The organism is Microbulbifer sp. S227A, assembly GCF_049800935.1.
On sequence record NZ_JBNAFZ010000001.1, the window covers coordinates 645,069 to 671,436 of the forward strand.

22 protein-coding genes are annotated in these 26,368 nt (G+C 64.0%); 9 read left to right on the forward strand and 13 right to left on the reverse strand.

Annotated features, from left to right (window positions below; genetic code table 11):
* Positions 1-101 precede the first annotated feature (101 nt).
* The 3 genes from ACP15R_RS03155 to ACP15R_RS03165 all read right to left on the reverse strand — a co-directional run bounded on the left by ACP15R_RS03155 (position 102) and on the right by ACP15R_RS03165 (position 4,420).
* Positions 102-2,537 (reverse strand): AAA family ATPase, encoded by a 2,436-nt coding sequence (locus ACP15R_RS03155; RefSeq protein ID WP_424984921.1) that lies wholly within the window; start codon positions 2,535-2,537, stop codon positions 102-104.
* A gap of 207 nt (positions 2,538-2,744) precedes the next feature.
* Positions 2,745-3,842, reverse strand: a complete 1,098-nt coding sequence (gene ychF, locus ACP15R_RS03160; protein ID WP_424984922.1) for a redox-regulated ATPase YchF — start codon at positions 3,840-3,842, stop codon at positions 2,745-2,747.
* A gap of 125 nt (positions 3,843-3,967) precedes the next feature.
* On the reverse strand, positions 3,968-4,420 hold the full coding sequence (locus ACP15R_RS03165; RefSeq protein ID WP_424984923.1) for a hypothetical protein: 453 nt from the start codon (positions 4,418-4,420) through the stop codon (positions 3,968-3,970).
* Between the two features lie 230 nt (positions 4,421-4,650).
* Between ACP15R_RS03165 and trpA the strand changes: the two genes are divergently transcribed.
* The 3 genes from trpA (at position 4,651) to ACP15R_RS03180 (ending at position 7,538) form a co-directional block, all read left to right on the forward strand.
* A complete protein-coding gene (gene trpA, locus ACP15R_RS03170) occupies positions 4,651-5,442 on the forward strand; it encodes a tryptophan synthase subunit alpha (RefSeq protein ID WP_424984924.1) in 792 nt (263 codons plus the stop codon).
* Between the two features lie 76 nt (positions 5,443-5,518).
* Complete coding sequence (locus ACP15R_RS03175; RefSeq protein WP_424984925.1) at positions 5,519-6,682, forward strand: alpha-hydroxy acid oxidase; 1,164 nt, start codon at positions 5,519-5,521, stop codon at positions 6,680-6,682.
* 136 nt (positions 6,683-6,818) lie between these two features.
* A complete protein-coding gene (locus tag ACP15R_RS03180; protein ID WP_424984926.1) occupies positions 6,819-7,538 on the forward strand; it encodes a response regulator in 720 nt (239 codons plus the stop codon).
* A 17-nt stretch (positions 7,539-7,555) separates the two neighbouring features.
* Here ACP15R_RS03180 and ACP15R_RS03185 read toward each other — a convergent pair whose 3' ends face one another.
* Both ACP15R_RS03185 and ACP15R_RS03190 read right to left on the reverse strand, forming a co-directional pair.
* A complete protein-coding gene (locus ACP15R_RS03185) occupies positions 7,556-8,728 on the reverse strand; it encodes a DUF1501 domain-containing protein (protein ID WP_424984927.1) in 1,173 nt (390 codons plus the stop codon).
* Positions 8,729-8,738: 10 nt separating this feature from the next.
* Positions 8,739-10,130 carry a DUF1800 domain-containing protein gene (locus ACP15R_RS03190; RefSeq protein ID WP_424984928.1) on the reverse strand — a complete coding sequence of 464 codons (1,392 nt, stop codon included), beginning with the start codon at positions 10,128-10,130 and terminating at the stop codon, positions 8,739-8,741.
* Positions 10,131-10,347: 217 nt separating this feature from the next.
* On the opposite strand from ACP15R_RS03190, the gene ACP15R_RS03195 reads away from it, so the two are divergent.
* On the forward strand, positions 10,348-10,989 hold the full coding sequence (locus ACP15R_RS03195; RefSeq protein WP_424984929.1) for an MT-A70 family methyltransferase: 642 nt from the start codon (positions 10,348-10,350) through the stop codon (positions 10,987-10,989).
* Between the two features lie 36 nt (positions 10,990-11,025).
* Here the strand turns inward: ACP15R_RS03195 and ACP15R_RS03200 are convergent, their stop codons facing one another.
* The 4 genes from ACP15R_RS03200 to ACP15R_RS03215 form a co-directional block, all read right to left on the reverse strand.
* Entirely contained in the window at positions 11,026-11,817 is a 792-nt protein-coding gene (locus ACP15R_RS03200; RefSeq protein ID WP_424984930.1) for a BglII/BstYI family type II restriction endonuclease, read from the reverse strand.
* The gene (gene aspS, locus ACP15R_RS03205; protein ID WP_424984931.1) at positions 11,817-13,595 is read right to left on the reverse strand and encodes an aspartate--tRNA ligase; all 1,779 of its coding nucleotides are present in this window, start codon (positions 13,593-13,595) and stop codon (positions 11,817-11,819) included. Before aspS ends, ACP15R_RS03200 begins: the two co-directional genes overlap by 1 nt.
* Before the next feature lie 64 nt (positions 13,596-13,659).
* Positions 13,660-14,325: an aminotransferase class IV family protein gene (locus ACP15R_RS03210; protein ID WP_424984932.1), complete on the reverse strand. Its 666-nt coding sequence runs from the start codon at positions 14,323-14,325 to the stop codon at positions 13,660-13,662.
* Complete coding sequence (locus tag ACP15R_RS03215) at positions 14,280-15,401, reverse strand: aminodeoxychorismate synthase component I (RefSeq protein ID WP_424984933.1); 1,122 nt, start codon at positions 15,399-15,401, stop codon at positions 14,280-14,282. The genes ACP15R_RS03210 and ACP15R_RS03215 overlap by 46 nt, the downstream gene beginning before the upstream one ends.
* A gap of 187 nt (positions 15,402-15,588) precedes the next feature.
* On the opposite strand from ACP15R_RS03215, the gene carB reads away from it, so the two are divergent.
* Together carB and ACP15R_RS03225 are read left to right on the forward strand one after the other, a co-directional pair.
* On the forward strand, positions 15,589-18,945 hold the full coding sequence (gene carB / locus ACP15R_RS03220) for a carbamoyl-phosphate synthase large subunit (RefSeq protein WP_424984934.1): 3,357 nt from the start codon (positions 15,589-15,591) through the stop codon (positions 18,943-18,945).
* Between the two features lie 282 nt (positions 18,946-19,227).
* Positions 19,228-19,869 (forward strand): VPLPA-CTERM sorting domain-containing protein, encoded by a 642-nt coding sequence (locus ACP15R_RS03225; protein ID WP_424984935.1) that lies wholly within the window; start codon positions 19,228-19,230, stop codon positions 19,867-19,869.
* A gap of 94 nt (positions 19,870-19,963) precedes the next feature.
* Here the strand turns inward: ACP15R_RS03225 and ACP15R_RS03230 are convergent, their stop codons facing one another.
* The 3 genes from ACP15R_RS03230 to ACP15R_RS03240 all read right to left on the reverse strand — a co-directional run bounded on the left by ACP15R_RS03230 (position 19,964) and on the right by ACP15R_RS03240 (position 22,647).
* Positions 19,964-21,334 (reverse strand): glutamate--cysteine ligase, encoded by a 1,371-nt coding sequence (locus ACP15R_RS03230; protein WP_424984936.1) that lies wholly within the window; start codon positions 21,332-21,334, stop codon positions 19,964-19,966.
* 63 nt (positions 21,335-21,397) lie between these two features.
* A complete protein-coding gene (locus ACP15R_RS03235) occupies positions 21,398-21,925 on the reverse strand; it encodes a hypothetical protein (protein WP_424984937.1) in 528 nt (175 codons plus the stop codon).
* Positions 21,922-22,647, reverse strand: coding sequence for a 16S rRNA (uracil(1498)-N(3))-methyltransferase (locus ACP15R_RS03240; RefSeq protein ID WP_424984938.1), 726 nt, complete (start codon positions 22,645-22,647; stop codon positions 21,922-21,924). The genes ACP15R_RS03235 and ACP15R_RS03240 overlap by 4 nt, the downstream gene beginning before the upstream one ends.
* A 12-nt stretch (positions 22,648-22,659) precedes the next feature.
* Here ACP15R_RS03240 and ubiA point away from each other — a divergent pair, with 12 nt between their 5' ends.
* From ubiA to ACP15R_RS03255, 3 genes are read left to right on the forward strand one after another with little or no spacing between them, the layout of a single operon-like run.
* Positions 22,660-23,622: a 4-hydroxybenzoate octaprenyltransferase gene (ubiA, locus tag ACP15R_RS03245; RefSeq protein WP_424984939.1), complete on the forward strand. Its 963-nt coding sequence runs from the start codon at positions 22,660-22,662 to the stop codon at positions 23,620-23,622.
* A 60-nt stretch (positions 23,623-23,682) separates the two neighbouring features.
* Entirely contained in the window at positions 23,683-25,620 is a 1,938-nt protein-coding gene (locus ACP15R_RS03250; RefSeq protein ID WP_424984940.1) for an OmpA family protein, read from the forward strand.
* The gene (locus ACP15R_RS03255; protein WP_424984941.1) at positions 25,607-25,918 is read left to right on the forward strand and encodes a hypothetical protein; all 312 of its coding nucleotides are present in this window, start codon (positions 25,607-25,609) and stop codon (positions 25,916-25,918) included. The genes ACP15R_RS03250 and ACP15R_RS03255 overlap by 14 nt, the downstream gene beginning before the upstream one ends.
* A gap of 9 nt (positions 25,919-25,927) precedes the next feature.
* Here ACP15R_RS03255 and ACP15R_RS03260 read toward each other — a convergent pair whose 3' ends face one another.
* Entirely contained in the window at positions 25,928-26,365 is a 438-nt protein-coding gene (locus tag ACP15R_RS03260; RefSeq protein ID WP_424984942.1) for a molybdenum cofactor biosynthesis protein MoaE, read from the reverse strand.
* Between the last annotated feature and the right edge of the window lie 3 nt (positions 26,366-26,368).

Consider the following 26,368-nt stretch of genomic DNA (forward strand, 5'->3'; position numbering starts at 1 on the left):
TGCCGCGTCGCCAAGCGTCGGTCGAGGTCATGGAAATCAACGCAGCGTACACCGCGCCCGATGTTTCATGGCCCGATATTTCATGCAAACCGTGACAAGCGCTAGTCGAGCAGTACCGTGATCTGCCCCGGCTGGATCATGCCATCATCCGGTGATCGCGCCGGGATCTGTGCCAGTTCGAGATCATCCCCCAACAGCGCGGCAACATGTTCGGCCGCCGGGCGATCCGCGTCATAGGCATAGCTGACCGTGCCCGCAACCGCAGAGGAAGGCGGCGTGGCGCGCAGCACGATCGGCACCCCCGCATCCCCAAGCAGCGCCGCGGCGGCATCGACTACCTCCGTCGCCGCCCTCTCGGCCGACACCACCAACACCCTCGGACGCGCCGCTGTGGTCTCGGTTGTCACCGACCTGCCATCCGGCCCCATCGCATACCAATTCGATGCCCGGTAATCCCCCGAGGCGGGCCGCACCGCCAGCACCCGCCAGACCGTTTCATCGGTGTAATTCGGCGTGGTCGCGGCGGTCAGACCGGTCTCCTCGAGGCGCACCACCGGTGCATCCGGTGCCACCGCCATTTCAACCACGAAATATTCCGGCGCGGCACCAACCCCCCCGGACCAGACAAACTCCGCAGAGCCATCGGGCAGCGGACCGCCCAGCAGTGGCATCGGCGCAGCAAGGACGCCAACACTCGCGGGCACTTCCAGATTGGCCAGCCGCCGCTTGGCGCTGCGCACATCGGGTTCGGCGCGTTCGTACCACGCCCTCGCGGCGGCGGCATCGCGGGGAACGTCCAGTCCGGTTTCGAACATCTGGCCAAGGTAATAGGCCGCCTGCGCCTCACCGCGCAGCGCGGCCCGGGAATAGTCGATCACCGCCGCGAACGGGTCGGTATAGCTCGCCGAGATCGCGGTTTCCAACAGCGCCTCGCCCGTGGGGTCGTCAAGCGTCGCCCCATCGCCCAAGGCCACCCCGACCGGTGCCTCGTCAGGGGCCGGGGTTTCTTGGGGCGGGGTCGCGGTGGCCTCGACCGGTTCGGGCGCGGCTGGCGCAACGGAAGTGCCCTCGGTGGTCTCAACACTGGCGGCGGCAGTCTCAGCCGGTTGATCGGCGGGCGCATCCGTCCTCGCGTCACGTATGTACCACGCCCCCGCCCCGAACACCGCGGCGATGACCAGCGCCACAAGGGCGACGTTGAAACCGTCATCCAGAATGCGCACGCCCAAATGCAGCAAGCGAAACGGTTGATATTCGGGCGGTGCCGGATCTTCACGCAGGGCCGCGGCGACATTGGCCCCGGCCAGCGCATCCGGGGTGGGTTCCGGTTCTCTGCGCGCCGCATCGGGTTCGGGTTCGGGGGCTGGGGCCTCCTGCGGCTCGGCCACTTCCAGAGGTGCCGCCGACGCCAGATCGGCGGCCTCGTCTGTCTGTGTCCGGGCCGCGGGCTCTGAGTCGGCCTCTGGGGCCAGCGGGTCGCCCTCCTCTTCAACCGGGTCGGGTGACGGCGGCTCGAGCTGGCGCGCGGCGGGGTCTTGGGCATCGGCCTCTGCCGCCACGGTCTCTTTGGTATCCCAGGGATCGGAAACCAGACGGATGCTTGGCTTGCCAGCGCCCAGAGTGGCCGATTTGCGGTAACCCGGCGCCGCCGTGGCTCCGCCGGGGCCCTTGACGCTCTGGGGCGGCCCGCCGGTGCCGGCGGGTACTGGCGGCGTGCCGGGCAGATGCGCAATCAGCCCGGTCTCTGCGGCCTCGGCCAGGAACTCGTCCATGAAATCCGCGTCGACATGTTCCACCCCATCCCCGAACGCCGTCACCAGCGCCAGTTCGCACACCACGTTGATCAGGCGCGGAACTCCGCCCGTCACCCCAAAGATGCGGTCGATCGCCCCTTCGTCAAACAGCTCGCGGCTGCCCCCGGCGACCGAAATCCGGTGACGGATATAGTGCCCGGTATCCTCTCTTGACAGCGGACCCAGGTGAAAGGCCGCGCCGACCCGCTGCGCGATCTGGCGGTTGTTGGACTGTTTCAACCTGTCCCGCAGCTCGGGCTGGCCGACAAGAAACAGCATGACAAGGCAATCCTTGCGGGCGTTGATATTGGTCAACATCCGCAATTGTTCCAGATCCTCGTCGGAAATGTTCTGCGCCTCGTCCACGATCAGAACACAGCGCCGACCGGCGGCATATTCCGCGATCGCGAAATCCTCGAAGGCGCGGTATTGCTGAACGGTGCTGCCCTCGGCCTTGATGTCGAACGCGTTCAGGATCCACTGGTACAGCCCGCCCATGCCACTCCAGAAGTTCGAGATCATGCCAACGGTGGTCTCGCGCGGGGCCTCTTCCAGGAAATGCTGAAGCAGGGTGGTCTTGCCGGTTCCCACGTCGCCCGTGACCACGGTGATGGGAACCAGCTGCTCGATCCCAAAGGCGAGTACACTGGCGGCACGCCTGTGGGCAGCGTCCCAATATATGAAGGACGGGTCGGGCGTGATCTTGAACGGTAATGTTTTCAGATCAAAAAAGGTTTCATACATCGCGCAACCAGGCCAACCAGAGCAATACACTTCGTTTCAGACACGCAAGAGGCGAGTTGTCCGGTTTGACCGGGGCAAAAGATCGCCAGCAAAGGTGCCCGATGGATCCTAACATGAATTAGGTCTCCATTGTGCCGTTTCGTGGTGGTTTTTCAAGCAACGCGCCCAATTGGTCACGAGCACGGTGCCGTTGCGCATGAAATCCGGTCAGGTATTGAACAGGAAGTGCAGCACATCGCCATCCTTGACGATATATGCCTTGCCTTCCGCGCGCATCTTGCCGGCCTCTTTTGCCGCCTGCTCGCCACCAAGGGTGACGAAATCGTCATAGGCGATGGTTTCCGCGCGGATGAAGCCCTTTTCGAAATCGCCATGGATCACCCCGGCGGCACGCGGGGCCGAGGTGCCGGTGCGAATGGTCCAGGCTCGCGCTTCTTTCGGGCCGACGGTAAAATAGGTTTCAAGATGCAGCAGCTCATAGCCCGCGCGAATCAGGCGATCCAGCCCGGCCTCTTGCAGGCCCATCTCTTCGAGGAACATCTGCGCCTCGTCATTCTCAAGCTGGCTGATCTCTTCCTCGATCTGGGCGCTGATGATCACATGGGCATTGCCCTCTGCCGCCGCCATTTCGGCCACCCGGGCAGCGTGTTCATTGCCCTCGGCGGCGTCGGCCTCGCCCACGTTGCACACGTAGAGAACCGGTTTGGTGGTCAGCAATTGCAGCAGTTTCCACGCGCGCAGGTCTTCGTCATCGACCTCGACCAGCCGCGCGGGTTTGCCATCTTCCAGCATGGCCTGTGCGGCGGCCAGAAGGCGGTCCTGCTGTTGCGCTTCCTTGTCCGACCCCTTGAGCTTGCGCACGAGATTGGCGCGGCGCTTTTCAATCGATTCAAGATCCGCCAGCATCAGCTCGGTTTCGATGGTATCGGCATCCGCCACCGGATCGACCCGGCCTTCGACATGGGTCACGTCGCCGTCTTCGAAACAGCGCAGCACATGGGCAATCGCGTCAACCTCGCGGATATTGGCCAGGAACTGGTTGCCCAGCCCCTCGCCCTTGCTGGCCCCTTTGACCAGGCCGGCGATGTCGACAAAGGTCATCCGGGTCGGAATGATCTGTTTGGAGCTGGCAATTGCCGCCAGCTTGTCGAGCCGTGGATCGGGCACCGCGACATCGCCCACATTGGGTTCAATCGTGCAGAAGGGAAAATTCGCCGCCTGCGCGGCAGCGGTGCGGGTCAACGCGTTGAACAAGGTGGATTTGCCGACATTGGGCAGCCCCACGATTCCCATCTTAAAGCCCATGCTGGCCTCCGGTCTGAATTCGGCCCGCTTCTAGAGGTCGAAGCCGTGCGGCGCAAGCACCCGTCTGGCGCGGCCCGCGACCGCAACGACCCGGCACAATAGCGAGGCCACCCCGTCAAGTGCGGTCAACTCCGGTTCCAATCGCTCAGCGCGGCACCCGCCGGGCTGTCGACGCCGACGTCAAACTGCATGTTGCTGAACTTCCAGCGCTCGCCCCTGCGCCGCAGAATGACAAAGCTGACATAGGGTTCTTCGCTCAGCAGCTGATCGTCCCGGACATAGCGGGTCTCGTAGGTGGCCATCACGGTGTCCTTGTCGCGAAAGCCCGCCTCAAGGCAGCGCCGGATAACATGGGTCAGCCGCTTGTTCCTGACTTGGACGATAAAGCTCTCGGAGACCGACCGCACCATCGCCACATCGGTCAGGACCACTCGCTGGCCCCTGCTTTCGAGCGTGCAGGGCAAATCGCACCAGCGCACGATCTCGTCCAAATCTCCTGAAATCGCGGCCGCCCCGTGCCGGTCAAGAAAATCCTGCGCGATCGCGCGCGCCGCGCCCTCTGAATACTCGTTACTCACTACACACTCGACAAACCGGCAAACCAAATGCCGATACAATGACGGCTGACACAAATCAGGTCAACACGCATCGGGCCAAGGCGACGCAGGGTCACATGCGTTCGTCTGCGGGGCACAAGACCGGAACATGCCGCCCGCCGGGCCCCGCTCCCCCCCGCCCCGGAAGGTTGCGCATTGATTTTCGCCCCGGCATTTGGCATGGGCTGATCAAGCCACAAGGAAGACGCCCCATGACCCGTATCGACGCCAAATTCGCAGAGCTGTCCGAAAAGAACAAAAAGGCGTTTGTCGCCTATGTCATGGCGGGCGACCCGGATTACGACACGTCGCTGGAGGTGGTCAAAGGTCTGCCCGGTGCCGGCGTGGACATCATCGAACTGGGCCTGCCCTTTACCGACCCGATGGCAGACGGGCCGACGATCCAGCTTGCCGGGCAGCGCGCGCTGGAAGGTGGCATGACGCTGGAACGGACGCTGCAAATGGCCACCGAGTTCCGCAAGCACGACGATACCACGCCGATCGTGTTGATGGGCTATTACAACCCGATCTACAGCCGTGGGGTCGAAACCTTTCTCGAAGACGCCAAGGCCGCCGGGATCGACGGGCTGATCGTGGTCGACCTGCCCCCCGAAGAGGATGAGGAACTCTGTATCCCGGCGCAAAAGGCCGGCATGAACTTCATCCGCCTGGCCACCCCGACAACCGATGACAAGCGTTTGCCAAAGGTGCTGCAAAACACGTCAGGCTTTGTCTATTACGTATCGATCACCGGGATCACCGGAGCAGCAGAGGCCGAGGCCGTCGATGTCGGCCCCGAAGTCGCCCGGATCAAATCGCAAACCGACCTGCCGGTGATCGTCGGCTTTGGCATCAAGACGCCCGAAGCCTCGCGCGCCATTGCCGGTGTTGCCGATGGTGCGGTGGTCGGGTCCGCGATCGTCGCCAAGATCGGCGAAGGCGAACCGGTCGCCGACGTGCTCGCCTTTGTCAAGACGCTGGCCGACGGGGCACACAGCGCCTGAATGCGCCTTGCTGCATTGAGTTTCCCCCGGCCCGCCGCTATCGATATCCTGGACACGGGAGAAGGATGGCTGTGCAATGCCGGTGATCACCAATATCGACGACCTCAAACGCATCTATGAACGGCGCGTGCCGCGCATGTTCTTTGACTATGCAGAGAGCGGCAGCTGGACAGAACAGACCTTTCGCGAGAACACCAGCGATTTTGTCGATATCCGCCTGCGCCAGCGGGTCGCGATCGACATGACCGGCCGCAAGACCGCCAGCCAGATGATCGGCCAGGATGTCACGATGCCCGTGGCGCTTGCCCCGGTGGGGCTGACCGGGATGCAATGCGCCGATGGCGAGATCAAGGCAGCGCGCGCCGCCGAGCTTTTCGGAGTGCCCTATACCCTGTCCACCATGTCGATCTGTTCCATCGAGGATGTCGCCGAGCACACGACCAAGCCGTTCTGGCTGCAAGTCTATACGCTCAAGGACGATGATTTCATGCAGCGCCTGTTTGATCGCGCCAAGGCGGCCAAATGTTCCGCGGCGGTCATCACGGTTGACCTGCAATTGCTCGGCCAACGGCACAAGGATCTCAAGAACGGGTTGTCCGCGCCGCCCAAGCTGACCATGAAATCCGTCACCAACATGATGACCAAGGTTCAATGGGGCCTTGGCATGCTGGGCACCAAGCGCCGCTTTTTTGGCAATATCGTGGGCCATGCCAAGGGTGTGAAAGACCCGTCCTCGCTCGGCACATGGACCAACGAGGCATTCGATCAGGCGCTTGACTGGGATCGCATTCGCGAATTCCGCAAGATGTGGGACGGGCCGCTTATCATCAAGGGCATCCTGGATGCGCGCGACGCGCGCGAGGCGCTGAACGTGGGGGCCGACGCCATCATCGTTTCCAACCACGGCGGTCGGCAACTGGACGGCGCACTCAGCTCGATCCGGGTGCTGGAAGAGATCGTCGAGGCGGTTGGCGACAAGATCGAGGTGCATCTGGACAGCGGCATCCGCTCTGGCCAGGACGTGCTCAAGGCGCTCGCGATGGGGGCAAAGGGCACCTATATCGGCCGCGCCTATATCTATGGTCTGGGCGCGATGGGGCAGGAAGGCGTCAGCAAGGCGCTCGAGGTCATCCGCAACGAGCTCGACATCTCGATGGGGCTGTGCGGTGTAACCGATGTCGCCAGTCTCAGCCGCGATCACCTGCTGATCCCGCGGGACTTTGCCGGAAACTGGGCCTGACCGCCGCGCGCGCCCCCTGCACCGGTCGACCAGTCAACCGGTGCAGCGCCAACAGGTGGAAACAAACTCAGCGATTTTAACGATGCGTTAGCCATCGCGGCCTAGCGTGAGTCGGGTCTGCTGAGAGGAAACCACCATGGACGATTTTGATCCGTTCGCCGCACCGCCGCGTGTGCCGACCGCCAACCGGCCGCTGTTGGGCCTGACCATTCTTGTTGTCGAAGACAGCCGTTTCGCCTGCGAGGCCATGCGCCTCTTGTGTCTGCGCAGCGGCGCCCGCATTCGCCGGGCCGATTGCCTACGCTCGGCGCGGCGACATTTGCAGGTCTATCGACCCTCGGTGGTGGTTGCCGATCTGGGGCTGCCCGACGGATCGGGCGTGGACCTGATCGAGGAACTGGCGCAGTCATCCCCGCGGGTTCCGGTCATCCTGGGCACCTCCGGCGACGATCATGTCGAGGATGCGGCCATTGCCGCCGGGGCCGACGGCTTCCTGGCCAAGCCGGTCACATCCCTCGCCACGTTTCAGCAGGCGGTCCTGTCCCGCCTGCCCGCCGAGCAACAGCCAAGCGGCCCCCGCGCCCTGCGCGACGAGGTGATCGAACCGGATCCGATGGCGTTTCACGACGACATGGCGCATGTTGCCGATGTCCTCAATGCGATGGCCGGTGACAAGGTGCTGGATTATCTCGCGCAATTTGTCGGCGGAGTCGCCCGCAGCGCGCAGGATGCAACCCTTGCCAAGGCCGCGGCCTCGCTCGCTGCCTCGCGCAAACGCGGTGCTCCGGTCGCAACCGACATGGCCCGTATCGCCGGGCTGGTCCAGGAGCGCCTGGAACAAAAGCGCGCGATCTAGGGGCGATCGCGCAGGCGTCAGCGCAAGAGCCCCGGATCGGTGGCCATGTCCAGACCGGGAAACACCACGCGCTCCAGCGCGCTGCGATCCAGCCCCGCCAGCCCGCGCATCAGCCACGCCGCCGGAGCCCGCACGTCGCCCGTCGGCATGAGATCGCGCCGGTCATAGAGATCCGCCTCGTCGAGGCCCGGCCAGTCTCCCAAGACCCGACCACCCCGGATTGCGCCCCCGGCCAGCACCATCGCCCCCCCGGTCCCGTGATCGGTGCCGCCGGTTCCGTTGATCCGTACGGTCCTGCCGAATTCGGTCATCGCGACAATTGCGGTCTTGCCCCAGATCTCCGGCCCCAATCCGGAGCGCAGCGCCAAAATCGTGTCAGACAACCGTTCCAGCGCCCGCCTGAGATTGCGGCCTTGTTGGCGATGCGTGTCCCAGCCGTTGATCGAGAACGAAGCGACCCGCGTGTCGCCGCTCAGCTGCTCTGCCGCGAACTCGGCCACCTTGACATGCGGTTTGCCGCGCTCTGCCGCGCCCCCCGAACCCGACAGCATCATCGCCTCGGCAAGCGCGGCGTGAAAGGCCGGGTCCTGCTGCATCACCAGTTCCGCAAGCTGCATCGCCTGCGGGCTGATCGCGAGATCCGCATCCGGGGCCCAATCCGCCACCGCGACCGGCCCGTCCAGCAGTTTCATCTCGCCATGTCCGATCGCAAAGGCGGTGCGCGGCTCGACCCCCGGCAATTGCCCGAGCATCCGGTTGAGCCAGCCATCACGCGCGCCCGACAGGGTAGGCGTGCCCGCCTCGAGCAGGTCCTGCCCGTCAAAATGGCTGCGCTTGTCGCGATACGGGGTGGATACCGCGTGAACAAAGCCAAGGTCTTCCTGCTGCCAAAGCGGCATCAACGGGGCCAGCGCCGGATTGAGCGCAAAAAAGCCGTCGAGATCCAGCCGTCTGGCCTTGTCCGCATCGGTCAGCCCGCCCCGCAACGCCGCAAACTCGGGTGCTCCATGGGGCCGGACCACGTCGAGCCCATCCATGCCCCCGCGCAGCACGATCACCACCAGCCGCGTATCCCACGGGGCGGCGGCAAAGCTGACCGGGGTGAGCAGCGGGCTGGCCGCAAGGGAACAGCCAATCAGCGCTGATTGGCCCAGGAATGCGCGGCGGCTCATTTTTGATCGGGATGACATCGGCGCTCTCCTATCGACGCTGAAACGCGGGGGAACTCAGGATCAAGCCGATCGCATCCGACCGGCTCTCGGCGGCACGCGCGGCGAAACGGACGGGTTCGGTAGCCAAGGGACCAAGTGCCGTGTCGACAAAAGCCCCCGGTTCGGGCAGCGCCGGTCGCAAGACCGAAGGGGCCGACACCGCCCAACGCAAACGCGCCGACAGCCCCTGCGGCGTGATCCAGGCGGCATCTTCTTCGGGCCAGCCATCCGGCCCGCCGGGGTTCAACAGGGGCTGCCCCATCTCCGCCAGCGGCCGCAACAGGGCGCGGCGCAGGTGGCGGGGCTTCAGTTCCTGCATGGCCTGCGGGTCCACCGCCAGAGCCCGACAGCTTGAAGCAACGAGATCGAAGGGCGGTTTCACATTGCCGGGCTGTGCCCCCCAGCTCGCCGGATGCTCAAGCAGCGCGGCATAGACCTGTTCAAGATCGCCGCCGCTGCGTTCGAAATGCGCGGCAACGTGATCCACAAGCGCCGGATCGGGCCTGTCCGACACGAAATGCACCGCGAGTTTCCACGCGATGTGCCGCGCGGTCGCCGGATGCACGGCGATGTCGTTCAATGCATCCAGCACCGGCCCGATGCCACGTTTGCCAGCGCCATAGGCCACACCCAGGACGGTCTCGGCCCCGGGCTCGGCAAAGCCGTTGCGAAAGGTGAAACTCCCGTTGGTCTTGTAGCTCAGCCCGGTGAACAGCTCGGCCAACTGGCGCACGTCATCCTGACCATAGGGGCCGTCCACCCCCAGCGTGTGCAGCTCCAGCACCTCGCGCGCCAGGTTTTCGTTGAGCCCGCCCAACCGCTCGGCCCGCTTGGCCGCGGCGCTGTTTGGCCCGACGGAATAGGACTGATCCAGAAAATGCAGCATCAGCGGATGCGTCACCGCCGCAATCAGCAAGTCGCCAAACCGCCCGCCCACATTTGGCCGGATCGCCTCTTCGATATAGGGAAAGGCCGCCGGAACCATGATCGGATTCTTGCCCTTGGCGGTAAAATGGTCGGCCCAGAACAAGGCCAGCCGCTCGCGTAACGGGTTCTCGGTCCGGCTCCACCGCAACAGGGTGTTGACATACCAGTCGAGATTCCTGGCGGCGAGCGATTTGCGCATGGCCGCGATCTCGTCACGGGCGGCAATGGCGCGTTTGCTCTTGCCCTGGGCTCTTGCCGCCTTGATCTCGCGCCGCAGGCGTGCCGCCGTCGCAAGGTTGGGCCCATAGTCGGAAAAGCTCTCGATCGGGAACCGCGCGGCGATTTGATCGGGCGCGCGCAGCCCTGCCAGCAATGCTTGCGGACCCTGTGCCGGCAGATCCGGCGACAGCCCGCATCCGAAACGCATCGAAGCCTGTTCAGTGGATACAGTCACAAAGCGGCACCTGTGTTGGATCTGTTGCGTCGCAGGTTACACCGGGGACATGACATTTTTCATCCCCCTTTCCCGTAACACGCGACAAAGCCCGGTTTCCGTCGCGATTTGCGCAAAAAAGCGCTTCTGGCAATAGAAAGCGTCGGCGGTTCAACTTTTGTGAAACCCCGAGTGTTTCCATATTGTTCTAGTGACAAGCGCGCGGAGATCCAGCAATATGTGGGATATGACTGAAAGCCCCTCACAAGATCTGTCAAATTTCCTCGGCTCCGATCGTTTCGCGACGGTGATGGCCGATCCGCCGTGGCGTTTCACCAACCGCACCGGCAAGGTCGCGCCCGAACACAAGCGCCTCGCGCGCTATCCGACCATGACGCTGGACGACATTTGCGCCCTGCCGGTGGCCGATCACCTGGAAGAGCGGGCGCATTGCTATCTCTGGGTGCCCAATGCGCTCTTGCCCGAGGGGTTGCAGGTGCTCAGCGCGTGGGGGTTCGACTACAAATCGAACATCATCTGGCACAAGATCCGCAAGGATGGCGGCAGCGACGGGCGCGGCGTCGGGTTCTATTTCCGCAACGTAACCGAGATCCTGTTATTCGGCACGCGCGGCAAGAACGCGCGCACGCTGCCCCCCGGACGGCGGCAGGTCAACATGATGCAGACCCGCAAACGCGAGCATTCGCGCAAACCGGACGAACAGTATGACCTGATCGAAAGCTGTTCCTGGGGTCCGTATCTCGAACTGTTCGGGCGCGGCGTGCGCAAGGGCTGGACCGTCTGGGGCAACCAGGCCGATGCGGACTACAAGCCGGGCTGGAAGACCTATGCCTATAATTCCGGTGTTGCCGCCGAATGACGCCTATGGGCGTTCGGCACGAAACGCACCAGCGGGTCATTGATCCCGGCCAAACAGGTCGGGCAGCGCAGCGGCGTCATCCGCAACATCCTCTGCCGTATCCACCAGAACGCGCTCGGGCAAACCAACCAGAAGCAGCGGGCACGGATTGCCAACGCCGCGTGTCACCCGTTCTTCAAGCTTGGACCAGTGGGTTGACGCCTGCCCGAACTTGCTGGCCACAAAAGTCTTGGCAAAGGCTTCGGCAAAGGGCGCACCGCGATCAACCTGTCGGGCGACCGCATCGCGCTGTGCGCGGGTGCGTTCGGTGATGCCCAGCCGCTCCAGGTGTTCTTCGCTGTCCAGCCCCTGCGCCTTGAGCCAGCCGGTAATTCGGCGCAGGAACGCGTCCTGCATCGATGCGCCGCGCGTGACGATGATTCCAACCGAAATTGCTGACAACCCGTGCAACCGCTGGAAATTTTCAAGGTCGCGGTCAAAGAACGGGTCCTTGTTGTTCCACTCGATCTCGAGCGCCAGCGTGCCATTTCCGGCGAAACGCACATGATCCACCTCGTGGCTGACACCAGCGCGGGTGTGGCCGTCGACGATGGTTTCCACAGAAAAGTGATGCTTGCGCCACCCCCCGGCATCCAGAGCGCGCCGCAGCCTCTGGGTCTGGCCGCTCTCACCGCCGCCCCCGCCAATCAACTCTTTGATATGAATGCGGAACTCGGCCAGCCGGGCAACCAGCCCTGCCAGGTCATCGGCAAAGTCAAAGGACAGGATGGCGTCCGCGTGGTTGCGCGTTGCGATGTCAAATCCCAGATCGCGCAACCGGTCCAGCATCAATCGTCCTGCGGGATCACCCGAAGGCCCAGTTCCATCAACTGATCGCTGGTCGGATCGCTGGGCGCGTTCATCATCAGGTCTTCGGCACGCTGGTTCATCGGGAACATGATGACCTCGCGGATGTTCGCCGTATCGGCGAGCAGCATCACGATCCGGTCGATGCCGGCGGCGCAGCCCCCATGCGGCGGGGCACCGTATTGGAACGCGTTGACCATGCCGCCAAAGCGCTTTTCGACCTCGTCCTTGCCATAACCGGCAATTTCAAACGCCTTGAACATGATCTCGGGCTTGTGGTTCCGGATTGCACCGCTGACCAGTTCATAGCCGTTGCAAGACAGGTCGTACTGATAACCCAACACCTTGAGCGGATCGCCCTCAAGCGCGCCCATGCCCCCTTGCGGCATCGAGAACGGGTTGTGTTCGAAATCGATCTTGCCGGTTTCCTCGTCCTGTTCGTAGATCGGGAAATCGACGATCCAGGCAAAGGCAAAACGGTTTTTCTCGGTCAGGCCAAGCTCTTCGCCGATCACGTCGCGCGCCTTGCCCGCGACCTTTTCAAACGCCTTGGGTTTGCCGCCCAGGAAGAACGCCGCATCCCCGACACCCAGCCCCAGTTGCTGACGGATCGCCTCGGTACGCTCGGGGCCAATGTTCTTGGCGAGCGGTCCGGCGGCTTCCATGCCGTTGCCCTGATCGCGCCAGAAGATATAGCCCATCCCCGGCAGACCCTCTTTCTGGGCAAAGGCGTTCATGCGGTCGCAGAATTTGCGCGACCCGCCCGTGGGTGCGGGAATGGCGCGGATCTCGGTGCCGTCCTGTTCGAGCAGCTTGGCAAAGATCGCGAAACCGGACCCGGCGAAATGTTCGGAAACCACCTGCATCTTGATCGGGTTGCGCAGGTCGGGCTTGTCGGTGCCATACCACAGCGCCGCGTCGCGATAGGAAATCTGCGGCCATTCGGTATCGACCCTGGCCCCCTTGCCAAATTCCTCGAACACGCCCTGCAACACCGGCTGGATCGTGTCGAACACGTCCTGTTGGGTGACAAAGGACATTTCCAGATCGAGTTGGTAGAAATCGGTTGGCGAACGGTCGGCGCGCGGGTCTTCGTCGCGGAAACAGGGCGCGATCTGGAAATACTTGTCGAACCCGCTGACCATGATCAGCTGCTTGAATTGCTGCGGTGCCTGCGGCAGCGCATAGAACTTGCCGGGATGCAGCCGGCTGGGCACCAGAAAGTCACGCGCGCCTTCGGGGCTGGATGCGGTGATGATCGGGGTCTGGTATTCGCGGAAGCCCTTGTCCCACATGCGGCGGCGCATGCTGGCCACCACGTCCGAGCGCAGCGTCATGCTCGACTGCATCGCTTCGCGGCGCAGGTCGAGATAGCGATACCGCAGGCGGGTTTCCTCGGGATATTCCTGATCGCCAAACACCATCAGGGGCAGTTCCGCCGCCGCGCCCAGCACTTCGAGCTCGCGCACATAGACTTCGATCTCGCCGGTCGGCAGCTTGGGATTGACCAGATCGGCGGCCCGCGCCTTGACCGCCCCGTCAATGCGGATGCACCATTCGCTGCGCACCTTTTCCAGCTCGGCAAAGGCCGGGCTGTCGCCATCGCACAGGATCTGCGTCACGCCGTAATGGTCGCGCAGGTCGATGAACAGGACCCCGCCATGATCCCGGACCCGATGGACCCAGCCGGACAGGCGGACGGAATCGCCGACATTGGCGGCAGTCAGATCGGCGCAGGTATGGCTGCGATAGGCGTGCATGGGATATGCCTCGTTTTGGCTGGTTTCTGGCGTCGCGCCGGTACACAAGGCTGCGCCGCAAAAGTCAAGCCGTGTTGACCCCGTCAACAGCCGGAAACCGCACCCTGATCAGACCGCGCAGCGCATTTCCCACCCAGATTGCATCCGCCCGCGCCAGATCGGGCAGGCCCAGCACCTGTTCCCGCCAGGCACCACTGGCCAGCAGCCGGGCGCGCAACACCCCCGGCAGCAGCCCGCTGGACAGGGGCGGCGTGACCTGCCGCCCATCGGCAAATCGCAGGAAGAGGTTGGTGATCGTGCCTTCGCAGACCTCGTCCCGCTGATTCAGAAAGATCAGTTCATCCACGCCCCGGGGCAACGCCGCGCGGGCCCGGTCATACAGCTGGCGGTTGGTGGTCTTGTGGGCCAGCCACGGATCATCCGAACGAATCCGCTCGGGCGACACCGCCAGCGTCCAGATGGCCGCATCGGGGGCCAGGTCGGCATGGCTCAGTTCAAACGCGCCATCCCGCCCCAGCGTCAGGCGGCAGCGTTGCGGCCCTTGCGCCGAGACCGTTTGCAGCAAGGCCAGCGCCGCGCCGCGGTCAAACGCGATCCCCAGGGCGCGCGCCGATTCCGCCATCCGGTCCAGATGCGCGCCCGCATCGACAGGCCCCGCGCCCGGTCGCCATGCAAGGGTTTCGATCAGGCGCGTGTCGGTTGGGATATGGCCGAAAACCGGGTTTTCCATAGCGCCTCTTCGTATTCGCTGTCGGCGTCGCTGTCATAGACCACCCCGCCGCCCACATTCAGCCGCGCCTGATCATCCTCGAGCAGAATGGTGCGGATCGCGACGTTGAAGCTGCTGCGCCCGTCCGGCGCGATCCAGCCGATGCCGCCACAATAGATGTCGCGCGGGGCGATTTCGAGTTCGCGGATCACCTCCATCGCGCGGATCTTGGGCGCACCGGTGATCGAGCCGCAGGGAAACAGCGCCCGCAATACCGCCCCCGGCCCCAGCCCCGGCTGCATCTGCGCCGTCACCTGTGACACCATCTGGTGAACGGTCTGATAGGTTTCCACGTGATAGAGCCTGGGGACCCGCACGCTGCCCGGCAGGGTGACACGGGACAGGTCATTGCGCAGCAGATCGACGATCATCAGGTTTTCCGCGCGGTTCTTGACGTCGCCCGCCAAAAACGCCCGCCGGCGCGCATCATCCGCGGCGTCGCGCCCGCGCGGCTGGGTGCCCTTCATCGGCAGCGTCTCGATCAAGCCCGCCGCGTCGATGCGAAAGAACAGCTCGGGCGAACGGCACAGCAGGTCGGGCAATCCCCGCTGCTCGACCAGCGCGCCATGGCCCACCGGTTGCCGTTCCATCAACGCCGCATAGAGCGCCTGAGCGCCGCCCCGTGCCGTGGCCCGCAACGGAAAGGTCAGGTTCGCCTGGTAAATGTCCCCGGCGCGAATCAACGTGTGAACCCGGTCAAAGGCCTGACGATACTGCGCGCGATCCCAATCCGGCCGAAACGCTCCGAACCCGGCGGCACCGGAACCGAGCTCGCCCTGCCCCGGCGCGCCATAGACCCCGATGCAAAGCAGCGGTAGCTGCCGCCCCTCGGGCATCAGCGCGGCCAGTCTTGGCTCAAGCGCATATCCCAGTTCATAGCTGCAATACCCGGCCAGCCAATGCCCCGCCGCCTGCGCGGCATCCAGTTCGGCCAGCGCCGCGTCAACGTCGTCCGCGGAATCCGCGCGGATCAGGCGCAGTGGATCGCGGAACCAGTCACCCGGCCCCCGTGGACCTTGATCAAAACGAATATCCAACTGTGTCACATGCCCCCGACAATCGCGCCCTCATAGCGGCAACACCGATACCCGGCAACCGATGCGGGCAGCCGGTTCGAATTTCTTGCACTTTCGGCCCTTGCACATGCGCGGCCCATCCCTATAACGCAGGACAATTTGGGCACATTGGGGGTGCCCGGGATTCACCAGCCAGAGGGACCGCACCATGCCCAAGAGAACCGACATCCAGTCGATCATGATCATCGGAGCAGGACCCATCGTCATCGGGCAGGCCTGCGAGTTCGACTATTCCGGCGCCCAGGCCTGCAAGGCGCTGCGCGAAGAGGGATACCGGGTCATCCTGGTCAACTCGAACCCGGCGACGATCATGACCGACCCGGAACTGGCCGATGCGACCTATATCGAGCCGATCACCCCCGAAATCGTCGCCAAGATCATCGAAAAGGAACGGCCCGACGCGCTGTTGCCCACCATGGGTGGCCAGACCGGCCTGAACACCAGCCTGGCGCTCGAAGAGATGGGCGTGCTGGACAAGTTCGGGGTCGAGATGATCGGTGCCAAGCGCAAAGCCATCGAAATGGCCGAGGACCGCAAGCTGTTCCGCGAGGCGATGGACCGGCTGGGCATCGAGAACCCCCGCGCCACCATCGTGACCGCGCCGATGGGCGCGAATGGCAAGAAAGACCTGAACGAAGGCGTGCGGCTTGCGCTCGAGGCACTGGAGGGCGTCGGCCTGCCGGCCATCATCCGCCCGGCCTTTACCATGGGCGGCACCGGTGGCGGCGTGGCCTATAACCGCGACGACTATGAACATATCTGCCGCACCGGCATGGATGCCAGCCCGATGGGCCAGATCCTGGTCGACGAATCCCTGCTCGGCTGGAAGGAATACGAGATGGAGGTGGTGCGCGACACTGCCGACAATGCCATCATCGTCTGCTCCATCGAAAACGTCGACCCGATGGGCGTGCACACGGGCGATTCGATCACCGTGGCCCCGGCGCTGACGCTGACCGACAAGGAATACCAGATCATGCGCAATGGCAGCATCGCCGTCCTGCGCGAGATCGGCGTGGAAACCGGCGGCTCGAACGTGCAATGGGCGGTGAACCCGGCGGACGGGCGCATGGTGGTGATCGAGATGAACCCGCGCGTGTCGCGGTCTTCGGCGCTGGCGTCCAAGGCGACCGGCTTTCCGATTGCCAAGATCGCCGCGAAGCTGGCCGTGGGCTATACGCTGGACGAGCTCGACAACGACATCACCAAGGTGACTCCGGCCAGTTTCGAGCCGACCATCGACTATGTCGTGACGAAGATCCCGAAATTCGCCTTTGAAAAATTCCCCGGCTCCAAGCCTGACCTGACCACGGCGATGAAATCCGTGGGCGAGGCGATGGCCATCGGCCGCAGCATCCACGAATCGCTGCAAAAGGCGCTGGCGAGCATGGAGTCCGGCCTCACCGGCTTTGACGAGATCGAGATTCCCGGCGTCACCGTCGGCACCTGGGATATCGTCGAGGACAAGGCCGTCATCATCAAGGCGATCAGCCAGCAAACCCCCGATCGGATGCGCACCATCGCGCAGGCGATGCGCCACGGGATGAGCGATGAGGAAATCCACGCGGTCACGATGTTCGACCCGTGGTTCCTCGCCCGCATCCGCGAGATCATCGAGACCGAGGCCAGGCTGCGCAAATCGGGCCTGCCCACCAACACCGAAGAACTGCGCGCGCTCAAGATGATGGGCTTTACCGATGCGCGCCTGGGTTTCCTGACCGGGCGGGACGAGGCGAATGTACGCCGCGCGCGCCACAATCTTGATGTAACCGCGGTGTTCAAACGCATCGATACCTGCGCTGCCGAGTTCGAGGCGCAGACGCCTTACATGTACTCGACCTATGAAATGCCGATGATGGGCGAAGTCGAATGCGAGGCCCGCCCCACCGACCGCAAGAAAGTGGTGATCCTTGGCGGTGGCCCGAACCGGATCGGACAGGGGATCGAATTCGACTATTGCTGTTGCCATGCCTGTTTCGCGCTGACCGATGTCGGCTATGAAACCATCATGATCAACTGCAACCCGGAAACGGTGTCGACCGATTACGACACGTCGGACCGGCTGTATTTCGAGCCACTGACGCTGGAGCATGTGCTCGAAATCCTGCGGGTCGAGCAGCAGAACGGAACCCTGCACGGCGTCATCGTCCAGTTCGGCGGCCAGACCCCGCTCAAGCTCGCCAATGCGCTGCATGACGAGGGGATTCCGATCCTCGGTACCACCCCTGACGCCATCGACCTGGCCGAAGACCGCGAGCGCTTTCAGCAGCTTGTGCAGGGTCTTGGTCTCAAGCAGCCGAATAACGGCATCGCCAGCACCGACGCGCAGGCGCTTGAAATCGCGGAGCAGATCGGTTTCCCGCTGGTCATTCGCCCGTCCTATGTTCTGGGAGGCCGCGCCATGGAGATCGTGCGCGACCAGGCCCAGCTTGAGCGGTATATCTCGGATGCCGTGGTGGTGTCGGGCGACAGCCCGGTCTTGCTCGACAGCTATCTCTCGGGCGCGGTGGAACTGGATGTCGATGCGATCTGTGACGGCACCGATGTGCATGTCGCGGGCATCATGCAGCATATCGAAGAGGCCGGCGTACACTCGGGTGACAGCGCCTGCTCGCTACCGCCCTATTCGCTTGATCCCGCGATCATCACCGAGGTCAAAGCCCAGACCGCCGCGCTGGCGCGTGCGCTGAACGTGGTCGGGCTGATGAATATCCAGTTCGCGATCAAGGACGGCGACATCTACCTGATCGAGGTCAATCCGCGCGCCAGCCGGACGGTACCCTTTGTCGCCAAGGCCACGGATTCCGCGATTGCCTCGATTGCCGCCCGCGTCATGGCGGGCGAGCCGCTGGCGAATTTCCCGATGCGCGCGCCCTATGACGTCGACGCGGATTACGACACGATCCTGCCGCTGGCCGATCCGATGACGCTGGCCGATCCCGACATGCCGTGGTTCTCGGTCAAGGAAGCGGTGTTGCCCTTTGCCCGTTTCCCCGGCGTCGATACGATCCTGGGTCCGGAAATGCGCTCGACCGGCGAAGTCATGGGCTGGGACCGCGACTTTCCGCGCGCCTTCCTCAAGGCGCAGATGGGGGCCGGGATGGTGCTGCCCGACTCCGGATGCGCGTTCCTGTCGATCAAGGATGATGACAAGACCCCCCAGATTATCGAGGCCGCGCGGATTCTCACCGATCTGGGCTTTACCCTGGTTGCGACGCGCGGCACCCAAAGCTGGCTTGCCGAACAGGGCATCGCTTGCGATCTGGTGAACAAGGTCTACGAAGGCCGCCCCGACATCACCGACATGATGAAGGACGGCGCGGTGCAGCTTGTCATGAACTCCACCGAAGGCGCGCAGGCGGTCGAGGATTCCAAGTCAATCCGCACCATCGCGCTCTATGACAAGATCCCCTATTTCACCACCGCGGCCGGCAGCCACGCCGCCGCGCTGGCCATCAAGGCACAGGCCGAAGGGGGCGTCGGGGTAAAGAGCCTGCAAGGTTGAACGATCCCCTTGAAGCCGGGCGCATGGGGTCTCTCACCCGCCCGGCGACACGGCCCGAAATGTGAAGAAAATCAGGCACTCACATGAAGATTTCAGGGCCCGGACACAGGCGTGCAACTTTCTGTTAACCAATCGGACCATACGGTTGAATTTACCGAAAGACTGCAATAAATCGATTCTACTCCGGTGGGTTTGGAGGATGGCCGAGACCGTTTGCTCCCGCATGATTGGCGGCGCTCAGGCTTGTTTGCGTAAATGTGCGCGGGAAAGAAAGAAGTTGTCATGAATATAGTTAAGAGCAGCATTCTGGCGGCCCTGTCGTCGGCAGCGGTCTTGGTGATCGGCGCGACAACCGGACAGGCAGCAACGATCCAGAGCGTCACCCACGACACCGGCGCAATCGAACGGCCTTATTTCAGCCAGGGCGTCACCATCGGCTCGCGTGCGGACTGGGATACCATCACCTTTGCCTTTGACGTGCAGGGCGGTGCCGGGTTCGAGGCCTTTTCCACAGGTGAGCTCTATATCCTGACCCAGGATTACCTTGGCCGTCCCGAAGACCTCAGCGCGTCGACCGAAGGTTTCCTGGCTGTCAGCAATGGCTTTGAAGATGGGTTCTGGGCGTTTGAAAAACGCGTGACCCTGCTGGCGGACCACACCTATTACTTTGTGATGGGGGAACGGGCCGACGCGTCGGCAATCACCCTGTTCGGCAGCCAGGCTCCGGCGATATCGGCCCTCGGCTTTGGCGCGAGCACCGGCAACGCCTATGCGGTCAACTCGGGCAATGTGGATTTTGTGCTGAACGGTGAAATCGCGACCCCGGCACCGGTGCCGCTGCCCGCCACGGCGTTGATGCTCCTCGCCGGAATCGGCAGCCTTGGCGCGGTCGCGGCACGTCGCCGCCGTAACGCCAGCGCCTGAGACCATCCCCCCCTTCCGAGGCGGCGTTATCCCCCGCCTCGGGACGCGAGCGACCTCATCCGGCGCCGGTCAGGCCCAGCGCCGGGCAGCAGCTTCAGTAGCTGTAATCCGCGTAAATCCGGTCGAGCTCTCCGTTCCAGTCGCCCTCGTAGCGCCCCAGAAGTTCGTCCGCCGGAACCTGGCCACTGTCCAGGCTTTCCTTGAGCGCGTTCAGGAAATGGGTCTCGTCGGGCACCATCCCCCCAGCACCGGGACGCGCCCGTGCCTGCAATCCGGCATCGGCGATCGCGACCACCTCGCGCGCCAGATCATGCATGTGGATGTCGCCCACCCGCGCCTGTAGCCCCTGCTCGCTTGCCGCGACGCGCAGCGCCTGGCGGGTCTCTTCATCCCAGCCCTTGGCCAGGTCCCACGCCGCGTCCAGCGCGCCCTGATCATACATCAGCCCGACCCAGAATGCCGGCAAGGCGCAGAGCCGCCGCCACGGCCCGCCATCCGCACCACGCATCTCGATGAATTTCTTGATCCGCGCCTCGGGGAACAGGGTGGTCAAATGGTCGGCCCAATCGGACAGTTGGGGCTTTTCCCCCGGCAAGGCCGGCAATTCACCGAGCAAAAAGTCGCGGAAGGACTGGCCAAGCGCGTCAATATATTCTCCATCGCGATAGACAAAATACATCGGCACATCGAGCGCGTATTCAACCCAGCGTTCAAAACCGAACCCCTCTTCGAACACGAAGGGCACCATGCCGGTACGATCCGCGTCAAGATCGCGCCACACCCGCGATCGCCAGGATTTGTGGCCGTTCGGCTTGCCATCCAGGAATGGCGAATTGGCAAACAGCGCGGTGGCAACCGGTTGCAGGGCAATCGCCACCCTCAGCTTTTGCACCATGTCCGCCTCGCTGGCGAAATCGAGATTCACCTGCACGGTACAGGTGCGCCGCATCATCGTGCGCCCCATCGTGCCCACCTTTTGCATATAGGCGTCCATCAGCTTGTAACGCCCCTTGGGCATTAGCGGCATCTGTTCATGCGTCCAGACCGGCGCGGCGCCCAACCCGATGAACCCGACGCCGACCTTGTCGGCCACATCCTTGACCTCGCGCAGGTGCTCGTTCACCTCGTCACAGGTTTCATGGATGGTTTCCAGCGGCGCGCCAGAGAGTTCCAGCTGCCCGCCGGGCTCCAGCGACACATTGGCCCCGTCCTTTTCCAGCCCGATCAGGTTGCCACCCTCCTCGACCGGCGACCAGCCATGCACATCGCGCAGCCCTTCGAGCACCGCCCGCACCGAGCGATCGCCCTCGTAGGGGATCGGTTTCAAGGTATCCTTGCAATAGCCGAATTTTTCATGCTCGGTCCCGATGCGCCATTCATCCCTGGGTTTGCACCCGGCTGCCAGATATTCCGCAAGCTGTTCGTGACGTTCGATCTGTCCGCCGCCGGACTGTGGAATTGACATGAGTACGCTCCGAGCCTGTGTCGAGGATTTGGCGGTCAGGAGTGCGGCGAATTCGCCGGGCTGTCAATGCAGCCTTTGGTGTTCCGGGCGCAATGATCCGCGTGACCAGATCACAACCGGGTGTGCGGGTCCATTTTGCAACTCTGCCAGCATCCGTTCGGTCCGGATGCCGGGCAAGGCCGCAAACACATCGAACAGCGCCTCGGTCCCCTCGGCATCCACCGGGATCTGCAAGTCCGGCTGGCCCGGCTGAGACAGCACCCAATGCGCCGGCCTGCCGCCCGGGATCAACGCGATGCTCTTGAGGTCGGCCACCGCAACCGCACCACCGCCCAGAGGGCCGAAATAGGTGATCTGGCCTTCATCCACCTGCACGACCCCCTGCCCGCCGCCTCCGAGGCGAAACCGTGCCTTTTGCAGACCAACAAAGCTCAGCGTCCCACCGGCCAGCGCCAGCGCACCCCCGACCCAGCCCAGCAAACCGCCCGGCCCGAGCACCCACCAGAGACCCAACAGCATCATGGCGGCCCCGGCCGCCGTCTCGCGGTATTGCCAGAGCGCCGCGCGCAATTCCGGGCGGATAAAGCTCACCGCCAGTCTCCAAGCGCCTGCTGCCACAGGGTCATCGCCGCCACGGCGGCGGTATCGGCCCGCAGGATACGCGGCCCGAGGCTGACCACATGGGCCATCGGCAGCGCGGCGAGGCGCTTGCGCTCGCCCTCGGAAAACCCGCCTTCGGGACCGATGAGAATCGCCCAGGGGCCGGCATCCACATTCGCCGGCAGGTTCCGGTTGGCCCCGGCCTCGACCTCGTCACAGAACATCAGCCGCCGCCCGGCAGGCCAATCGGCCAGCACCCGGTCAAGCTTTTGCAGCGAGCCGACCTCGGGCACAAAGGTGCCACCACATTGCTCTGCCGCCTCGACCGCATGGGCCTGCAACCGGTCCTGGCGAATGCGCTCGGCATTGGTGAACTCGGTCTGAACCGGCACGATCCGCGCGGCCCCCATCTCGGCGGCCTTTTCCACGATAAAATCGGTGCGGGCCTTCTTGATCGGCGCAAACAGCAGCCACAGATCGGGCGGCATCATCAATTCGCGGGTCCGTTCCCCGCAGCCCAGCACACCGCCGCGCTTGCCAGCCTCGCGGACCACCGCGCGCCATTCGCCATCTCGGCCATTGAACAGCAACACGGCATCGCCGACGCCCTGGCGCATCACGCCAAACAGGTAATGCGCCTGCTCGCGCGTCAAAGGAACCGATTGCCCCGGCCCCAAGGGGTGCTCTACAAACAGTCTGATTTTCGCGTTCATGAAAGACTACATATGCAAACCAAAGCGCCAGTGCCAGATGGTCAGGTCGCGGATGCGCCCGCCGACAACTGGGTGGACCGGTATGCCCCCGCCGCCACGCGCCCCTATCTGCGGCTGAGCCGCGCCGATCGCCCGATCGGCACCTGGCTGCTGCTGATCCCCTGTTGGTGGGGGCTCGTGCTTGCGATGCTGTCCGACCAGTCGCCACGGTGGGAAGACGCCTGGATCGCGCTTGGTTGTGGTCTGGGGGCGTGGCTGATGCGCGGGGCCGGGTGTACGTGGAATGACATCACCGACCGCAAGTTCGACGCGCAGGTTGCCCGCACCCGGTCGCGACCGATCCCGTCCGGGCAGGTCTCGGTGCGCGGGGCGGCGATCTGGATGGGGCTACAGGCGCTGATCGCCTTTTGCATCCTGCTGACTTTCAACCGGATGGCGATCTCGCTGGGAATATTGTCGCTGTTGCCGGTGGCGATATATCCCTTTGCCAAGCGTTTTACCTGGTGGCCGCAGGTCTTTCTGGGGCTTGCGTTCAACTGGGGCGCGCTGCTTGCCTGGGCGGCGCATACGGGCAAGGTCGAGCTGCCCGCGATCCTGCTTTATGTCGCGGGCATCTGCTGGACCCTGTTCTACGACACCATCTATGCGCATCAGGATACCGAGGATGACGCGCTGATCGGGGTCAAGTCCACCGCGCGTCTGTTGGGAGACAAGACCGCCCATTGGCTGAAATACTTCCTTGTGGGCACGGTGGCGCTGATGGGGGTTGCCGTGGTCGATGCGGCGGTGCCCAACGGCTCGTTGATAGCGCTGATCCTCGCCCTGACCGGCCCATGGGCGATGGGATGGCACATGGCGTGGCAATTGCGCGGCTTTGACTCCGATGATGACAAACGGATGCTGCACCTGTTCCGGCTCAACCGCGACACCGGCCTGATTCCGCTCATCTTCTTTTGCGCCGCGCTGTTCGCTTGATTGAACCTTGGCCTTCGGGGGGCTATGACAACCGGACACCAAGAGAAAGCGACACCCCCCATGCGCCAATCTCCGCTCCTTGTTGCCCTGCTGTCCTTTGCCGTCGGCGGCGCCCTGTGCCTGGTGGCGGCCGGATTCGCGGTGTCCACGGTCGAGGACAGTTCGGAAATCGGCGTGCGGCGGGTGCTGGACCAGGCGGAATATGACTGGGCCGAGGTGCAGGCGGACGGGTTGCAGGTCATCCTCAGCGGCACCTCCCCGACCGAGGCGAAACGCTTTGACGCGATCAGCCGGGTTGGCACCGTGGTCGACGCGGCACGGATCATCAACCGGATGGATGTGCGCCCCACCGCCGCGCTGGAAGCGCCGCAATTCTCGGCCGAGATCCTGCGCAACGACAGCGGTATTTCCATCATCGGGCTGATCCCCGCCGAAACGGACCGCGCCGACCTGATCGAACGGCTGCGCAAGATCGCCGGCGATGTTCCGGTGACCGATCTTCTGGAAACCGCCGCCTATCCGGTGCCGCGCGGCTGGGATGATGCGCTTGAGTATGCCTCAGAGGCGCTCGAACGGCTGCCCCGTTCCAAGCTGTCGGTCGAGCCGGGCCTGGTGCGGATCACCGCCATTTCCGACAGCGCCGAGGCCCGCGAGCGGCTGGAAAACCAACTCACCCGCGCCGCACCTGCCGGTTTGCGCATGTCGATGGACATTGCCGCCCCGCGCCCCGTCATCACCCCCTTTACCCTGCGCTTCCTGATCGACGAAGACGGCGCGCGGTTTGACGCCTGTTCCGCCGAGAGCGAAAAATCACGCAGCCGCATCGTGAACGCCGCCTTCAAGGCGGGGCTGTCGGGCGACGACCGCTGTATCATCGGCATGGGGGTTCCCACGCCGCAATGGGCACGTGCCGGTGAGCTGGTCATCGCGGCATTGGCAGAGCTGGGCATGGGGTCGGTGACGATAGCCGATGCGGACATCACGCTGGTTGCAGCCCAGGGCACCAACCCTGCCATATTCGATCGCATCGTCGGTGAACTCGAAGCCGATCTGCCCGATCTGTTTGCACTGCATGCCGTGCTGCCTGACCCGCCGGGCAGCCAGCCCTCGGGCCCGCCCGAATTTGTCGCCACGCTCAGCCCCGAGGGGCTGGTTCAACTGCGCGGGCGGCTGAGCGACGAAACCCTGCGCCATGCGGTCGACAGCTATGCGCGGGCGCGGTTCGGTTCGGACGGGGTCTATACCGCCACGCGGCTGGTGCCCGATTTGCCGCAAGACTGGCCGATCCGCGTGCTTTCGGGGCTTGAGGCGCTCTCGCTGCTCAGCAACGGCGCGGTCATCGTCACGCCCGACAACCTGGAACTGCGCGGTGTCAGCACACGGGAGGACGCCAGCGCCACCATCTCGGGCCTGTTGTCGGACAAGCTGGGCGAGGCCGAGAGCTATGACATCGAAGTCACCTATCGCCCCCCCCCGCCGCCGGTCGACCTGCCGCCTGATCCGGAAATCTGCGAGGCCGAATTGGTCGAGATTCAGGCCGTGAACAAGATCCAGTTCGAGCCCGGCTCCGCCACCATCGCCGCCGAGTCGCTGGACACGATGAACGATATTGCCGACGTGTTGAAAGCCTGCGGCGAGATTCGCCTGGAAATCCAGGGGCACACCGACAGCCAGGGCCGCGAAAGCATGAACCAGCAGCTCAGCCAGGCGCGCGCCCAATCGGTTCTGAATGAATTGCGGGCACGGCGGGTTCTGACTTCGACCTATGCCGCCGTCGGCTATGGCGAGGCCCAGCCGATAGCCGATAATGGCACCGAGGCCGGCCGCGAAGCCAATCGGCGCATCGAATTCCACCTGATCCGCCCCGAGCCGATCAAGGAACGCCAGACCACGCTCGAAGCGGTGGCCGAACAGGCTGCGGCAGAGAACGCCGCCAGCGAGGACACGGCCGAACCCGACAGCGCAGACGAACAAGGATCAGAAAATGAACAGAACTGAGTTCATCATAGCCACGGCCATCATCCTTTTTGTCGCCTTCGCGGCGGGCTGGTTCGCGAATTGGCTGGTGCATCGCTTTACCCGCGTGAAACAGAGCGATGTCGCCGATCTCGACCGGATGAGCCAGGAGTTGCACGAGGCCGAGGAAACCCGCGATCAGGCGATCACCTACCTGCAACAGCGGGAATCGGAGCTGACCAACCAATTGTCCCAGACCGAAGCCGAACTGAGCGCCGCGATGGAAGGCTTGCGCGATGCCCGCCGCGAAGCCGAGGAACTGCGGGCGCGGATCGGCTGAGCCGCGCCGCTACCAGCGCCCCAACGCGTCTTCGTCCTCGTCGCGGGCAGCCACCCAATCGGCACCGCCGCGGGTGATTTCCTTTTTCCAGAACGGCGCGCGGGATTTCAGGTAATCCATCAGGAATTCCGCCGCTTCGAACGCATCCTTGCGGTGGCGCGACGCGGTGGCGACCATCATGATCTGTTCGCCCGGCAACAGGCGCCCGTGCCGGTGGATCACCAGCACATCGCCCAGCGACCAGCGGTCGCACGCCTGAGTTGCGATCCCGGTCAGCGCCGATTGCGTCATGCCCGGGTAATGTTCGATATCCATCGCCACCAGGTCGCCCCGGTCATTGTCGCGCACCACACCGGTAAAGGTCACGATGGCCCCCATACCGTCACCGCCAAACCCCTGCATCTCGGTGGCGAGATCGAACGGGGCGTCCTGCACGCGCACGCGCATCCC